Origin of the sequence: Streptomyces griseosporeus (assembly GCF_014656055.1) — a bacterium.
Taxonomy (GTDB): domain Bacteria; phylum Actinomycetota; class Actinomycetes; order Streptomycetales; family Streptomycetaceae; genus Streptomyces; species Streptomyces griseosporeus.
This window is the reverse complement of record NZ_BNBR01000001.1, coordinates 474,341-487,580: the sequence shown is the minus strand read 5'-3', so window position 1 is coordinate 487,580 and position 13,240 is coordinate 474,341. Positions and strand designations below refer to the sequence as shown.

Sequence of the window (13,240 nt, the reverse complement as noted above, 5' to 3'; positions counted from 1 at the left end):
CAGCGTGATGACGACGAGGCAGATGAGGGAGACGTCCCGGGACGAGGTCACGGCCCTCGGCCGGGCGGCACAGCGCGCCTGGCAGGGCCCCGGCCGCGAGCGGGACCTGGTGGTGCAGTCGCTGAAAGCCGCCCTGGCGGCCCTGGTGGCCTGGCTGATCGCGAGCCACTGGCTGAACGCGCCGCTCTCCTTCATCGCGCCCTGGGTGGCCGTCCTCCTCGTCCGCTCCACGGTCTACGAGTCCCTCGCCCAAGCCCTTCAGCAGGCGGTCGCCATCACCCTGGGCACGGTGCTGGCCACCGCCGGCGGCATGGCGCTGGGCGACCCCTGGCTGGCCATGGTCGTCGTCCTGCCCGTGGTGCTGCTCCTGGGCAGCTGGCCCAGGCTGGGCGACCAGGGCATGTACGCCGCCACCACCGCCCTGTTCACGCTCACCTCGCCGGGACCGAGCCTGGACTCCGCCGTGGCCCGAGTCCTGGAGTCACTGCTCGGAGCGGCGGTCGGCGTGGCCGTGAACATGCTCGTCCTGCCGCCGGTCCACCTGCGCGACACCCACCGGGCCGTCGCCCAGACCGTTCAGGAGGCGGCCGACACGCTCCGCGCCGTCGCGGAGGGGCTGGACGAGGCCTGGGACCACGACCGGGCCCAGGACTGGGACCGCCGGGCCCGCCGGCTGTTCCGCCTGCTGGACGAGGCGCGCGCCGCGCTGCGGCACAGCAGGGAGAGCGAGCGGCTGAACCCCGCCCGCCGGCGGCGCGCCCGGGTACGGCGGATGCGGGCGCCCTACCGCCGTACCCTCTCGGTCCTGGAGGAGCTGGCGGCCTACCTCACCGACCTCACGCGCACCCTGGCCGAGGCCGCCGCGGAGGAACCGGCCGCGCCGCGCCCCGACAGCGACGCCCTGGTGCCGTACCAGCGCTTCTTGTCCGAGGTCGCCGAGGCGGTCGACGCCTTCGGCCGCACGGTCCTCGACGAGGACGACACCGAGGCCCGTGACCGTCTGCGCCGGCGCGTCGAGGAGGTCCGCGCGAGCCACGACCGGCTGCGCCGCCTGCTGGCCGGCAAACCGGCGGGCGAACCGGAGTGGGTCGCGCTGTACGGCTCCCTGCTCATGGACGCCCGCCGGCTCACCGACGCGCTGTGGTCCGAGCCCCCGTACGACGAGTAGGCCATGTCTTTCGGATCGGCCCGACTCCGGGGCGCGGCGCCTTGGTGGTGCCGGTGAGCGGGGCTTGGTGCGTGCAGCTGCAAGGCGGAGCAGGGCGTCGATGCGGAGCATCGGCAACCGACGACAACGCGGCAGATGTGCGTGCCAAGCCCCGCGGCCCCGGGGTGATCCGAAAGACACGGCCTAGGTCAGCGGGCGAGCAGAAGGGCGAGCGAGCAGCAGCCGAGCAGGGCGCACGCGGCCACCGTGTGCCGGACGAGCAGGCGGTGCCGCAGCTCGTCGTAGCGGGCCTGGTACTCGCCGCGCAGCTCGGCGGCCCGCCGTACCGTCCGGGTCAGCATCTCGCGGGTGAGCTGGACGTGCTCGTCCGCGAAGTGCCGGGCCACCTCGTCCGCCTGCGCGGTGGTCAGCCACGGCAGGCGGGCGCAGAAGGCCTCCGCCGCGCGCCGCGCCTGCTCCAGGTCGGTCTGGGCGCGCAGGTAGCCCTCGACGTCGTTCGCGAGCGCCGCCGCCGGTCGCCCGCCGCGGGAACCCGGCGCCCTGCTCACCGGCGCTCGCCCTCGTGTCCGGCGGCGTCGATGGCGTCGCGCTTGCCGGTGAGCTGCTTCTGGTCGAGTTCGGTGATGTCGGGGTGGTGCAGGTCGAACGCCGGGGACTCGCTGCGGATGCGCGGCAGGGTGAGGAAGTTGTGCCGGGGCGGCGGGCAGGAGGTGGCCCACTCCAGGGAGCGGCCGTAGCCCCACGGGTCGTCGACGCCGACCGGCTTGCCGTACCTGGCCGTCTTCCACACGTTGTAGAGGAACGGGATCATCGACGCGCCGAGCACGAACGAGGCGATCGTGGAGACCGTGTTCAGGGCGGTGAATCCGTCCTGCGCGAGATAGTCGGCGTACCGGCGCGGCATGCCCTCCGCGCCCAGCCAGTGCTGCACCAGGAAGGTGCCGTGGAAGCCGACGAACAGCGTCCAGAAGGTGATCTTGCCGAGGCGCTCGTCGAGCATCTTGCCCGTCCACTTCGGCCACCAGAAGTGGAATCCCGCGAACATCGCGAAGACGACCGTGCCGAACACGACGTAATGGAAGTGCGCCACCACGAAGTACGAGTCCGAGACGTGGAAGTCCAGCGGCGGCGACGCCAGGATGACGCCGGTCAGACCGCCGAAGAGGAACGTCACCAGGAAGCCCGTCGCCCACAGCATCGGGGTCTCGAAACTCAGCGCGCCCTTCCACATCGTGCCGATCCAGTTGAAGAACTTCACACCGGTCGGGACGGCGATCAGGAAGGTCATGAAGGAGAAGAACGGCAGCAGCACACCGCCGGTGACGTACATGTGGTGCGCCCACACGGTCACGGACAGACCCGCGATCGCGATCGTGGCGGCGACCAGACCCATGTAGCCGAAGATCGGCTTACGGGCGAACACCGGGATGACCTCGGTGATGATGCCGAAGAACGGCAGCGCGATGATGTACACCTCCGGATGGCCGAAGAACCAGAAGAGGTGCTGCCACAGCAGGGCGCCCCCGTTGGCGGGGGAGTAGATGTGGGCGCCGAACTTGCGGTCCACCTCCAGCGCGAACAGCGCGGCGGCGAGGACCGGGAAGGCGAGCAGGACCAGGACACCGGTCAGCAGCACGTTCCAGGTGAAGATCGGCATGCGGAACATGGTCATGCCGGGGGCGCGCATGCAGATGATCGTCGTGATGAAGTTGACCGAGCCCAGGATGGTGCCGAAACCGGAGAAGGCCAGACCCATGATCCACAGGTCGGAGCCGAGACCGGGGGAGCGGATGACGTCCGACAGCGGGGTGTACGCGAACCAGCCGAAGTCGGCCGCGCCCTGGGGCGTGAGGAAGCCGCCGACCGCGATGAGCGAGCCGAACAGGTACAGCCAGTAGGCGAACATGTTCAGCCGGGGGAAGGCGACGTCCGGGGCGCCGATCTGCAGCGGCATGATCCAGTTCGCGAAACCGGCGAACAGCGGCGTCGCGAACATCAGCAGCATCACCGTGCCGTGCATCGTGAACGCCTGGTTGTACTGCTCGTTGGAGACGATCTGCAGACCCGGCCGGGCGAGCTCGGCACGGATGAGCAGCGCCATCACGCCGCCGATCAGGAAGAACGCGAACGACGTCGACAGATAGAGCGTGCCGATCGTCTTGTGGTCCGTGGTCGTCAGCCACTTCACGACCACATTGCCGGGCCGCTTGCGCCGGACGGGGAGTTCGTCCTGGTAATACTGCTCTTCGGTCGTGGAACCCTGAGGCTCGTTGACGATGCTCACGAGTTGTTTCTCTCTCGGAAAGAGTGAAGGGCACGCGCCCCCATGCCAGTGCGCTCATCCTGGCCGCACGCGGTCCCGGGCGGAGCCCGCCGGGCGCGACACACCGCCAAACGCATGACGAAGACACCCGAATGGACCCCGTCCCGGGGTTTCGGCGTCCGCGGGGCCCTATTCCTGCCGCAGCACCTGGCCGGCGCGGCGGATGCGCCACTCCTCGATGACGTCCCGCTGGCGCCGGGCGCGCTCCAGGAGATCGTCCAGCCGCCGGGCGTCCAGCCGGGGGTCGCCGGCGGCGAGCCGCCGCAGCGTCTGCCAGCCGGCCGCCTTGCCCTCGACGCCGAGCCGCAGGGCCTCCAGCTCCAGCACGCTGCTCAGCGGAGAGCGGCGCAGGAGTCGGCCGTTGCCCTTGAGCCGGCCGGCCTTCTCGGCCGCCCAGCCGACTCCGGCCCGGTAGCGCCGGACGGGGACCCCGAGGTCCCGCATGATCTCCAGCAGGCTCTCCCGGTCCTCGGCGATCTCGGCCACGACGGGGCCGAGGGCCGTACCCAGCTCCGAGCCCTCGGCGGTCCGCTGCAGATGACGGGCCCGCTCCAGGCCCGCCGTCGCACCCGTCAGATGGTCGTTCAGGTAGATGGCGAGCAGGTCCGGCCGGGAGCTCGTGAAGGGGTGCAGGGCCGCCGTGCGGGTGCGTGATCGGACGTTCATCTGCTGCCACCTCCGTGGTTCCCGGGCTCTGCACGGCGCCGGGTACCCATCCCGGCCGGACGCACCGGCCGGTGCGCCGTACGGGGCAACGGCTTGCCTTCTCGTGCTTCACACGGGCCGTCCGGGGCACACGGTGGGACGACCGCACCGGGGGAACCGATCAAGGAGAGTGAAAGGTCCACCATGGCTGACGACGTCATCACGCTGCTCACCACCGACCACCGCGAGCTGCAGCGCCTGTTCGAGATGATGACCTCGGACAAGAGCGCCCGGCCGCTGGCGCTGCCGCTGGCCGTCGCCATGCTGGAGGCGCACAGCGAGGCCGAGGAGCAGGGGGTCTACCCCGCCCTGGCCCGCGAGGCCGGCGAGGAGGCGGAGGCGAAGCACGCCACCGAGGAGCACCACGAGGCCGAGCACATGGGCAAGCACCTGCTGGAGATGGACTGGGAGAGCGAGGAGTTCGACCAGGCCCTGCAGCAGTGGATCGACGCCGTGCAGCACCACGTCGAGGAGGAGGAGAAGGAACTCCTCCCCGCCCTGCGGGAGGCACTGGACGCCGCCCGGCTGGAGGAGCTGGGCCTGGAGTTCGCCCGGCTGCGCTCCCAGCGGCTGGCCGGCCAGCCGCTGAAGGCCGCGGGCGGCGGCACGGGCACGGACGGGGGGAAGCGGAAGCAGACGCCGGACACGTCGGACACGCCGGACGACGACGCCGGCGAGACCCGGGCCGAGCTCTACGACAAGGCGCGTGAGCTGGGCGTCGAGGGCAGGTCGACGATGAACAAGGACGAGCTGGCCCGCGAGATCCACAAGGCCGAGGGCGGCAAGGGCTGAACCCGGCGGGCCACGGCCCGGGACGGGGAGGGGAATGGCAGGTTCCGCCGGGTGCGAGGGGGTACCCGGCGGATCGCCATATACCGACCTTGAACGCGGAGGTGACGGCCGTGACAACTTCTCCCCGGTCGTCGATGGAGACCCATCCCGACATTGTTGCCATGCGCGAGCGCCACGAGATGGCGGAGCGCGCCACCAGCACGCCGAGGGCGCAGGCAGTGGAGTCGCTCGCCCTGCTCACCGGCGTCTACCTGGCCGCTTCCCCCTGGATCGTGGGCTTCAGCGGTCTGTCCGGAATCGCGGTGAACAACCTCATCGTCGGCATCGCCTTCGCGCTGCTGATGAGCGGCGGCTTCGGCCGGGCCTACGAACGCACGCACAGCATGGCCTGGGCGGCCTGCGCCCTGGGAGCGTGGACCATCGTCGCGCCCTGGGTGATCGCCGGTGACGTCAGCACGACGAGGACCGTCGTGAACAACGTGATCGTCGGGGCCGTCTGCCTGCTGCTGGGCATGGCCGCCAGCGCCGCCGCGGGTGACTCCCGGCGGAACCGGTCCGGGCATGGCATGACCGACCGCGGCATGGGCGACCGGGGCATGACCGGCCGCGGCATGACCGACGGCGGCATGACGGGGCGCTAGCCCCGGGCACCGACAGCGCATGGGCGGGGCACCCAACAGCGCATGGGCCGCGTACCGACAGGGCGTTGGCCCGGACACCACAAGCCCACAACGCCACAGCACCACCCGTCGGCGTCGTCACCTGGGCGGCGCCGACGGCATTGATCAGCCCCGCCGACTGATCGCGCCTCCTGCGGCAGGTGGACGTGGCCGGCGGGGCCTTGAGGTCTTCGCGGCCGGTCCGGGTGGAGATCGGCGGGGCCGCGTCGGCGTCGGTCAGGTGGTGAGCAGGGAGTCGTCCTCGGGGCGGGCGCCGGGCAGCTGGTGCCGGGCGGCGATGAGGGCGGCGTCGATGTCACGGGTTCCGGTCGACACGCACAGGGTGTAGGCGAGGTCGTCCATCCGCTGACGTACCTCCGCGCTGCCCTGCTCGGCGTGCAGGACGCGGAGCGTTTCGTACTGCTCGATCAGGTTCTTCAGCACTGCGGGGTGCGCCATCAGCACGGTCGGCCTCCCTGGTCACGGTGGGGCGGATGAGTCGGACACGGACGCGTGTGCCCCGGGAATCCACCCGCATGCACCCGGTCAGTCGCGGGCGTCGAGGACGTGCACGGCGAGTCGGCGGGCGGCGCGCGCGGGGTGGGCGTCGGGGCGGGTGACGGCGTGGGCGAGGACGCCGTCGACGAGGACGAGGAGCTGGTCGGCGGCGGCCTCGGGGGAGGGGTGGCCGAGCCGGGTCAACTCGTCGGTGAACAGGGCGTGCACGCCGTCCTTGTAACGGCGGACTTCGGTGTGCGCGGGGTGCTGGGGGTCGGTCAGGGCGAGGTCGGCGCTGGTGTAGCGGCACCCGCGGAAACCGGGGGCGGTGGTGATGCGTTCCAGCTCGTCGAAGACGGCGAGGACACGGGCGCGGGGGTCCTCACCCGCGGCGTCCATCACCGTGCGGTAGCGGTCCTCCTGCGCGCTGGTGCGCAGCACCTCGGCGATCAGCCCGTCCTTGCCGCCGAAGTGCTGGTACAGGGACCGGCGCGCCACATCGGCCTGTTTCAGGATCGCGTCCACGCCGACGTGCACGCCCTGACGGTACGTCAGGTCGCGGGCGGCGTCGAGGAGTCGTTCGCGGGGGCCGGGTCGCGTGCTGCTCATGGACGGAAGTCTCGCACGCGGTTGACAAGTAGATCAATCGGTCTATCTAATCTCTGGTGTGTACCGATCGTTCTACCCTTCGGGAGCGGCCATGGCACGCGCGAGCGTCTTACCCACCGTCCTGACCGGTGTCTTCGTCACCATCCTCGACTTCTTCATCGTCAACGTGGCGATCCCCTCCCTCCAGCAGGACCTCCGCGCCGGACCCACCGCCGTCGAATGGGTGGTCGCCGGATACGGACTCGCCTACGGCGCCGGCCTGATCCTCGGCGGCCGCCTGGGCGACCTGTACGGCCGGCGCCGGATGTTCGTCGTGGGCCTCGCCCTGTTCACGGCCGCCTCGCTCGCCTGCGGCCTCGCCCCCGACGCCGGCGCCCTCGTCACCGCCCGCGTCGCCCAGGGCCTGGCGGCGGCGCTGCTCTCGCCGCAGGTCCTGGCGATCATCCGTACTGCCTACACCGGGCCCGCGCAGGCCCGGGCGGTCGGGGCCTACGCCCTGACCATGGGCCTGGCCGCGGTGTTCGGCCAGCTGATCGGCGGCGCGCTGATCCGGGCCGACCTCCTGGGCGGCGGATGGCGGCTCTGCTTCCTGATCAACGTGCCGATCGGCTTGCTGGTCGTGGCACGGGCCCGGCGGGTGCTGCCCGAGGGCCGCGGCGGTGCGGTGACGCGCCTCGATCCGGCCGGAACCGTGCTGCTCACCGCCGCGCTGCTGGCGACGCTGGTCCCGCTGATCGAGGGGCGCGAGCAGGGTTGGCCGTGGTGGACCTGGGTGTCGTTCGCCGCGTCCGTCCTGCTGCTCGCCGGGTACGCGGTACGGCGGCACGAGGCACCCGTGGTCGACACCGCCCTGTTCCGCGAACGGGCCTTCACCGTCGGCCTGTCGGCGAACCTGGTGTTCACCATGGGCATGGCCGCGTACTTCCTCGTCCTCGCGCTCTACACGCAGCAGGCCCGCGGCCTGGACCCCTTGGGAGCGGGTCTGCTCTTCACCCCGATCGGCGTGGGCTACCTCGCCGCCTCCCGGGCCGCGCCCCGACTGGCCGCACGCCACGGCCGCCAGGTCGTCGCCCTCGGCGCGCTGGTCCGCGCCCTCGCCCTGACCGGGCTCCTCCTGGCGGTGACGCGCGAGGCGCCGCTCGGCTGGCTGGTGCCCGCGCTGCTGGCGGACGGGGCCGGCATGGGCCTCGCCCTCGCGCCGCTCATGGGCACGGTGCTGGCGGGCGTGTCGCCCCGGCACGCGGGCGCGGCGGCGGGGGTGCTGACGACCGCTCAGCAGGTGGGCGGTGCGCTGGGCGTCGGCATCGTCGGCGTCGTGTTCTACGGGGCGGTCGACCAGGGTGTGGCCGAGGCGTTCCGGCACAGCCTGGTCTACCTGATCGCCGTCGCGGCGACGCTCGGGGGGCTTGTGCAGCTCCTGCCGTCCGCGCGGGCGGCCGGCCGGGCCGCAGCGGGCCACCCGGTGCCGGCCGCCGCGGCGCCGCAACCGGCGCCGGAGCATTGAGGGGTGGCGACCGGGCGTCCCGGGGGGACGGCCACCGCCCGGGCGCTCCGGCCCGGCGGCCTCACCGGGGCGGAGCGCCTGGGAGGGGGGGCTGGGCCGGATCGCGCCTCGCCTGTCCGGGGGCTGGGGAGGGGAGACCCGCCGAGCCGGTCACGGGAGGAGACAGGGGCTGGTTACCGGCCGGGTTGGTCGGGCCGGTCACGGGAGGAGACAGGGGCCGGTCACCGGCCGGGGTTGGTCGGGCCGGTCACAGGCCAGGGTTGGTCGGGCCGGTCACCGCCCGGGGCCCGCAGGGCCGCTCGCCGGGAGAAGCCCAGGGCCGGTCACCGGCCGGGCCCCGCCGGACCGGTCGCCGTGCGGTTCCGCCGGGCCGGTCACCTCCACCTCGGCCGGGCGCAGCAGATGGGCGCCGACGCGGTAGCCGGTACGCAGTACCGCCGAGCAGACCAGGCCCTCGGCGTCGGCGCGCGCATGGTGGGCCAGGGCGTCGTGGCAGGCCGGGTCGAAGGGATCGCCCACCTCGCCGAACGACGTGACACCCAGCGCGCCGAGCTGCTCCCGCAGGCTGTCCGCGATGTCCTTCAGCCCCGGAGTCAGCGGCTCGTGCGCGCACGCCCGGTCGACGGCGTCCACGACGGGCAGCAGCGCCCGCAGCACGTTGGCCACCGCGATCTCCCGTACGGCGAGCCGGTCCCGCCGTACCCGCTTGCGGTAGTTGTCGTACTCGGCCTTCACCCGCTGCAGGTCGGCGGTCCGCTCGTCCACCAGGCGCCTCACCCGGTCCAGTTCGGTGCTGTGCGGTTCGGTCCTGGTCATCGCCGGCCGGCCTCCGGCTGGTCGTCGCCCACCATCACGGCGTCCACGTCGCTCCTCTTCCTCCCTCGGCTCGTGCGCGTCCTCACCGGCCGGGTTCCCAGCGCACGGGACCCGCGCGCAGCGGCGGCTCGGGGCGGGCGGCGTCGACCGCCAGGAGGAAGAGCCGCGTCGGACGCGCGCGGGGTGCGGGCGGGGGAGAGCCCTGCATCCGGGGGTGGCGTCGGTCGTAGGCAGCGCGGCGCAGCGGATCGCGCAGGGTCTCGTACGCCGCCTTCACCTCACCGAACCGCGCGGCGGTGACCGCGTCGACGCGGGTGTCGGGGCGCAGGGCGCGCACGCGGGCGCGGAAGGCGGAGGTGATCTCCCCGACCGTCGCGGAGGGGTCCACCCCCAGCACCGCGTACAGATCCGCCCCCTGATCCCGCGCCTGCATGCCGGCCACCTCCTCGCACGCCGTGAGCTGCGGTTACGGACCCGTCTTGGCTACAGTCACGAGATAAAACCCGAGCCGTCCGTTGTCAAGACAGGGACGGTGACGCCCAGGCGTTCGGCGACGGTGGTGAGGGCCGCGCCCAGCGGGAGGGCGACCCGGGTGACGGCGTGCCGGTCGCCTCGCGTCGGGTCGCGGTTGACGATCAGGACGGGCTTGTCGGCCTCGGCGGCCTGGCGGACGAACCGGAGCCCGGACATCACCGTGAGGGAGGAGCCGAGCACCAGCAGGCAAGCGGCGTCGCGGACCAGCGCGCGGCAGCGCTCGACGCGCTCGGGCGGAACGGCCTCGCCGAAGAACACCACGTCCGGTTTGAGGATCCCGCCGCAGCGGGAGCAGGGCACCACGCGGAAGTCCCCGACCTGGGCGTCGGTCAGATCGGCGTCGCCGTCGGGGTTGATGCCCGCGGCCACCGGCGCGAAGCCCGGGTTGGCCTCCTCCAGCCGCCGGGCGAGGTCGCCGCGCGGGCTGAGGGCACCGCACGCCAGGCAGACGACCCGGTCCAGCCGGCCGTGCAGATCCACGACCCGCTCGGCGCCGGCGGCCTGGTGCAGGCCGTCGACGTTCTGGGTGATCACCGCGGAGACCAGACCGAGCCGCTGGAACGCGGCGACGGCCGCGTGCCCGGCGTTGGGCCGAGCCCGGCCGAAGGTGCGCCAGCCGAGGTGGCTGCGCGCCCAGTACCGGCGCCGGGCCTGGGCGCTGCCGGTGAACTCCTGGTACGTCATCGGGGTGTGCCGGCTCAGACTCCCGCCCTCGCCCCGGTAGTCGGGGATGCCCGACTCCGTGGAGATGCCCGCCCCGCTGAGCACCAGCACACCACCGGCGCTCAGCGCGCCGACGACCGGCTCCAGGTCCGTGGTGCCCGGCGGAAGGTCCTCGTCAGGGGTCCACCTCAGGGTGGGGCGCATGCGCATGCCGCCAGGGTAGGTGACCGGGTCGCGCCACGACCCCGGCGGATGATCGGCTCAACGGTGGGACGCGAAGGCCAGGATGTGCGGAACGGCCTCGCGGAGACTGGCGAAATGGCGGTGTACGCCCTCCACCGCGACGGCGCTGTTCACGCCCCACACCGTCATCCCGGCCCGCAGCCCCGCCCGCACCCCCGACGGGGCGTCCTCGACGACCAGGCAGTCCTCGGGCTCGGCACCGAGCCGCGCCGCGGCCCGCAGATAGGGGACGGGCGAGGGCTTGCCCTCCTCCACCGCGGCCGCGTCCACGATCAGCTCCGGCACCGGCAGGCCGGTCCGCCGGAAGCGCCCGCGCACCCGGTGCTCGTAGTTCGAGGTCACCAGCGCCCAGCTCCCCGGAGGCAGGCCGCCCAGCAGCTCCGACGCGCCGTCGAAGGCCGTATAGACGCCGCGGCGGACGTCGTCGTCCTCCAGCTCGTGCAGCGCGGCCAGGCAGGCGTCCGGGTCGTGGTCCGGGGCGACCTGAGCGAACGTCTCCGTCGGCCGGGTCCGCAGCGCCACCTGGTAGACCTCGTCCGCGTCCAGGCCGTACCGCTGCGCCCACGTCGCCCAGACGCGACGCTGGTTGTCCACCGCGTCGATCAGGGTGCCGTCGACATCGAACAGGACGTGTCTCGCGCGGCGCGTCCGCGCAGGTTCACTGATCACCGGGTGATCATGCCAGGCGCCCCGCCGGCGCCTTCCCGCCCTGCCTGTCGGCGGCTGTCCGACGCGCTCGGGTGGCGGCCGCTGCCGGTGCTCGCGACGCTGAGAGGGAGCGGACCCGACCTGAGGAGCACAGCGTCATGCACAAGCTGTCGTACGCCCTGTTCGCCGCCCTGGCCGCGGCCGGCACCCTCCTCGCCCCCGGTGCGGCCGCGGCGGCGGCCCCTTCGGACGTCACCGCGAGCCAGTGCATCGCGGGCGGAGGAGTGATCATCATCCAGGACACGGGCACGGGCGACCATCAGTTCACCATGCGCTGCTCGGGCGGCCTCCACGACGGGGAGACCGTCGTCTGACCACCGGCCGCAAGGCACGACCCCGCCCTGCTCCAGGGGCGGCGGGCGGTAGCCGTGGGCGGTGACGTGGTGCGTGACGAGGAACGGCGCCGCGCACGCGACGCCCGGCTCGCCCGGGATCCGCACCTAGCCGTTCCCCTCCGGAGCGGCGCCCTCAGGGCACAGGTCGCACTCGTGCGTCCCCAGGCAGACGTTCATCCACTGGACCTCCTGCACGGCCCTCAGCTTCTCCACGAAGGCCGAGGGGACCGGGGCCGCCGGCTCCCGCCGCGCAGGCCGGCCGCCGACACCGCCGCTCCCAGCAGCACCATCACCACCGGGACGGCGAGCGCCGTGCGGTACGCGTCGAGCACCGCGGCCGGCGATCCGTCGGTGCCGGCCGACGCGATGCCGTACACCGCCGTCACCGCGGAGATGCCGACCGCCGAGCCGAACTGTGTGAACGTGTACAGCAGCCCGCCTGCCAGGCCCTGCTCCTCCTCGGCCACGCTGTCGGTCGCCGCGATGGTCAGCGGGCCGTAGGCGAGGGCGAAGGCGGTGCCCGCGGTGATCAGGCTCGGGAACATCGCCGCGTACGACCAGTCCGGCCCGACGGGCAGGAAGAGCCCGTACGCCACGATCGCCAGCAGGAAGCCGCCGACGATCACCCGGCCGTTGCCGTACCGCCGTACCAGGCGCGGGGTGAGGACCGGAGCCAGTACGGCGTCGCAGCCCATGGCGATCAGCGCCAGCGCGGCCCGCAGGGAGGACCAGCCGCGCACCTCCTGGAGATAGAGCGTGACGATGAACTGGAAGCCGAAGAACGCGCCCAGGAAGAGCAGCGCGGCGAGATCGGCCCGGACCATCGCAGACTTGCGGAAGATGCCCAGCCGGACGAGCGGGGCGGTGGCGCGGCGTTCGATGAGGACGAACACCGCCAGCAGCGCGGGGCCGGCGCCGAGCGCGCCGAGCGTCGGGCCGAGGCCTTCGGCGCCGTGTTCGAGCCGGACGATGCCGTAGGCGAACAGCAGCATCGCGGCGGCGGCGACGGCCGCGCCCAGCAGGTCGTAGCCGTGCTCCGCGCGCTCCGGACGGGGCTCGGCGGGCACCAGCCCGAGCGCCGCGAGCAGGAGGGCACCGGCCAGGAACACCGGGGCGAAGAACACCCACCGCCAGCCGATCTCCGTCAGCAGCCCGCCGAGGACGAGGCCCGTCGAGAAGCCGCCGGCGCCGACACCGGCGAAGACCAGCAGCGCCTTGTCGCGCTCCGGCCCCTCCGCGTACGACGTCGTGATGATCGACATGGCGGCGGGGGTCATGAACGCCGCCGCCACCCCCGTGACGAACCGGGCCGCGACCAGCATCCAGCCGTTCGCCGCGAAGCCGCCCAGCATCGAGAAGACGAGGAAGACGCCGAGCCAGGTGAGGAACATCCGCCGTCTGCCCAGCAGATCGGCCGCCCGGCCGCCGAGCAGCGTGAAACCGGCGTAACCGAGCACGTAGCCGCTCATCACCCACGCCGCCGCGCCGGTGCTCAGGCCGAGGTCGGCGCGGATGGCGGGCACGGCGACGGCCAGCATGGCGACGTCGCTGCCCTCCAGGAAGATCGTCCCGCACAGCACGAGCAGCAGGGCCAGGGCCCGTCCCCGTATGCGCGGCGTGTGTCCCGGAGCCTCCCTGATCGCCATGGCGGGGACCGTAGCCAGCGGGCGGCAGCCCGGGCCA

Annotated in this window: 15 protein-coding genes; 5 read left to right on the top strand and 10 right to left on the bottom strand. The window is 73.0% G+C overall.

Going from position 1 to position 13,240, the window contains the following annotated elements; all coding sequences use genetic code 11:
- Nucleotides 1-22: 22 nt before the first annotated feature.
- The gene (locus IE308_RS02190; protein ID WP_190216344.1) at nucleotides 23-1,168 is read left to right on the top strand and encodes an FUSC family protein; all 1,146 of its coding nucleotides are present in this window, start codon (nucleotides 23-25) and stop codon (nucleotides 1,166-1,168) included.
- Between the two features lie 188 nt (nucleotides 1,169-1,356).
- Here the strand turns inward: IE308_RS02190 and IE308_RS02185 are convergent, their stop codons facing one another.
- From IE308_RS02185 to IE308_RS02175, 3 genes are all read right to left on the bottom strand, one after another.
- On the bottom strand, nucleotides 1,357-1,716 hold the full coding sequence (locus IE308_RS02185; protein ID WP_110634983.1) for a hypothetical protein: 360 nt from the start codon (nucleotides 1,714-1,716) through the stop codon (nucleotides 1,357-1,359).
- Entirely contained in the window at nucleotides 1,713-3,452 is a 1,740-nt protein-coding gene (gene ctaD, locus IE308_RS02180; RefSeq protein WP_110634986.1) for an aa3-type cytochrome oxidase subunit I, read from the bottom strand. Before ctaD ends, IE308_RS02185 begins: the two co-directional genes overlap by 4 nt.
- A 168-nt stretch (nucleotides 3,453-3,620) precedes the next feature.
- Nucleotides 3,621-4,157, bottom strand: a complete 537-nt coding sequence (locus IE308_RS02175) for a hypothetical protein (protein ID WP_229908666.1) — start codon at nucleotides 4,155-4,157, stop codon at nucleotides 3,621-3,623.
- Nucleotides 4,158-4,340: 183 nt separating this feature from the next.
- Between IE308_RS02175 and IE308_RS02170 the strand changes: the two genes are divergently transcribed.
- Together IE308_RS02170 and IE308_RS02165 are read left to right on the top strand one after the other, a co-directional pair.
- Entirely contained in the window at nucleotides 4,341-4,988 is a 648-nt protein-coding gene (locus IE308_RS02170; protein WP_190216343.1) for a hemerythrin domain-containing protein, read from the top strand.
- 134 nt (nucleotides 4,989-5,122) lie between these two features.
- On the top strand, nucleotides 5,123-5,629 hold the full coding sequence (locus tag IE308_RS02165; protein ID WP_110634992.1) for an SPW repeat protein: 507 nt from the start codon (nucleotides 5,123-5,125) through the stop codon (nucleotides 5,627-5,629).
- A gap of 255 nt (nucleotides 5,630-5,884) precedes the next feature.
- On the opposite strand, the gene IE308_RS02160 is transcribed toward IE308_RS02165, so the two are convergent.
- Nucleotides 5,885-6,112 carry a DUF5133 domain-containing protein gene (locus IE308_RS02160; protein WP_110634995.1) on the bottom strand — a complete coding sequence of 76 codons (228 nt, stop codon included), beginning with the start codon at nucleotides 6,110-6,112 and terminating at the stop codon, nucleotides 5,885-5,887.
- Between the two features lie 81 nt (nucleotides 6,113-6,193).
- Nucleotides 6,194-6,754, bottom strand: coding sequence for a TetR/AcrR family transcriptional regulator (locus tag IE308_RS02155; protein ID WP_190216342.1), 561 nt, complete (start codon nucleotides 6,752-6,754; stop codon nucleotides 6,194-6,196).
- Between the two features lie 91 nt (nucleotides 6,755-6,845).
- Between IE308_RS02155 and IE308_RS02150 the strand changes: the two genes are divergently transcribed.
- Nucleotides 6,846-8,258 carry an MFS transporter gene (locus IE308_RS02150; protein WP_190216341.1) on the top strand — a complete coding sequence of 471 codons (1,413 nt, stop codon included), beginning with the start codon at nucleotides 6,846-6,848 and terminating at the stop codon, nucleotides 8,256-8,258.
- Between the two features lie 273 nt (nucleotides 8,259-8,531).
- Here IE308_RS02150 and grpE read toward each other — a convergent pair whose 3' ends face one another.
- From grpE to IE308_RS02130, 4 genes are all read right to left on the bottom strand, one after another.
- Nucleotides 8,532-9,074, bottom strand: a complete 543-nt coding sequence (gene grpE / locus IE308_RS02145; protein WP_190216340.1) for a nucleotide exchange factor GrpE — start codon at nucleotides 9,072-9,074, stop codon at nucleotides 8,532-8,534.
- Nucleotides 9,075-9,156: 82 nt separating this feature from the next.
- Entirely contained in the window at nucleotides 9,157-9,507 is a 351-nt protein-coding gene (locus IE308_RS02140) for a J domain-containing protein (protein WP_190216339.1), read from the bottom strand.
- Between the two features lie 56 nt (nucleotides 9,508-9,563).
- On the bottom strand, nucleotides 9,564-10,481 hold the full coding sequence (locus tag IE308_RS02135) for an NAD-dependent protein deacetylase (protein WP_190216338.1): 918 nt from the start codon (nucleotides 10,479-10,481) through the stop codon (nucleotides 9,564-9,566).
- Between the two features lie 51 nt (nucleotides 10,482-10,532).
- On the bottom strand, nucleotides 10,533-11,183 hold the full coding sequence (locus IE308_RS02130) for an HAD family hydrolase (protein ID WP_190216337.1): 651 nt from the start codon (nucleotides 11,181-11,183) through the stop codon (nucleotides 10,533-10,535).
- A 137-nt stretch (nucleotides 11,184-11,320) separates the two neighbouring features.
- Here IE308_RS02130 and IE308_RS02125 point away from each other — a divergent pair, with 137 nt between their 5' ends.
- On the top strand, nucleotides 11,321-11,536 hold the full coding sequence (locus IE308_RS02125; protein WP_110637423.1) for a hypothetical protein: 216 nt from the start codon (nucleotides 11,321-11,323) through the stop codon (nucleotides 11,534-11,536).
- A gap of 221 nt (nucleotides 11,537-11,757) precedes the next feature.
- Here IE308_RS02125 and IE308_RS02120 read toward each other — a convergent pair whose 3' ends face one another.
- Nucleotides 11,758-13,203, bottom strand: coding sequence for an MFS transporter (locus tag IE308_RS02120; protein ID WP_110635013.1), 1,446 nt, complete (start codon nucleotides 13,201-13,203; stop codon nucleotides 11,758-11,760).
- Nucleotides 13,204-13,240 lie beyond the last annotated feature (37 nt).

What these genes read in the sequence shown, in the direction of transcription:
- IE308_RS02190 (WP_190216344.1), top strand. Translation starts at nt 23, where the DNA reads ATGAGGGAGACGTCCCGGGACGAGGTCACGGCCCTCGGCCGGGCGGCA.
- IE308_RS02175 (WP_229908666.1), bottom strand. Translation starts at nt 4,157, where the DNA reads ATGAACGTCCGATCACGCACCCGCACGGCGGCCCTGCACCCCTTCACG.
- IE308_RS02170 (WP_190216343.1), top strand. Translation starts at nt 4,341, where the DNA reads ATGGCTGACGACGTCATCACGCTGCTCACCACCGACCACCGCGAGCTG.
- IE308_RS02165 (WP_110634992.1), top strand. Translation starts at nt 5,123, where the DNA reads ATGGAGACCCATCCCGACATTGTTGCCATGCGCGAGCGCCACGAGATG.
- IE308_RS02155 (WP_190216342.1), bottom strand. Translation starts at nt 6,754, where the DNA reads ATGAGCAGCACGCGACCCGGCCCCCGCGAACGACTCCTCGACGCCGCC.
- IE308_RS02150 (WP_190216341.1), top strand. Translation starts at nt 6,846, where the DNA reads ATGGCACGCGCGAGCGTCTTACCCACCGTCCTGACCGGTGTCTTCGTC.
- grpE (WP_190216340.1), bottom strand. Translation starts at nt 9,074, where the DNA reads ATGACCAGGACCGAACCGCACAGCACCGAACTGGACCGGGTGAGGCGC.
- IE308_RS02140 (WP_190216339.1), bottom strand. Translation starts at nt 9,507, where the DNA reads ATGCAGGCGCGGGATCAGGGGGCGGATCTGTACGCGGTGCTGGGGGTG.
- IE308_RS02135 (WP_190216338.1), bottom strand. Translation starts at nt 10,481, where the DNA reads ATGCGCATGCGCCCCACCCTGAGGTGGACCCCTGACGAGGACCTTCCG.
- IE308_RS02125 (WP_110637423.1), top strand. Translation starts at nt 11,321, where the DNA reads ATGCACAAGCTGTCGTACGCCCTGTTCGCCGCCCTGGCCGCGGCCGGC.
- IE308_RS02120 (WP_110635013.1), bottom strand. Translation starts at nt 13,203, where the DNA reads ATGGCGATCAGGGAGGCTCCGGGACACACGCCGCGCATACGGGGACGG.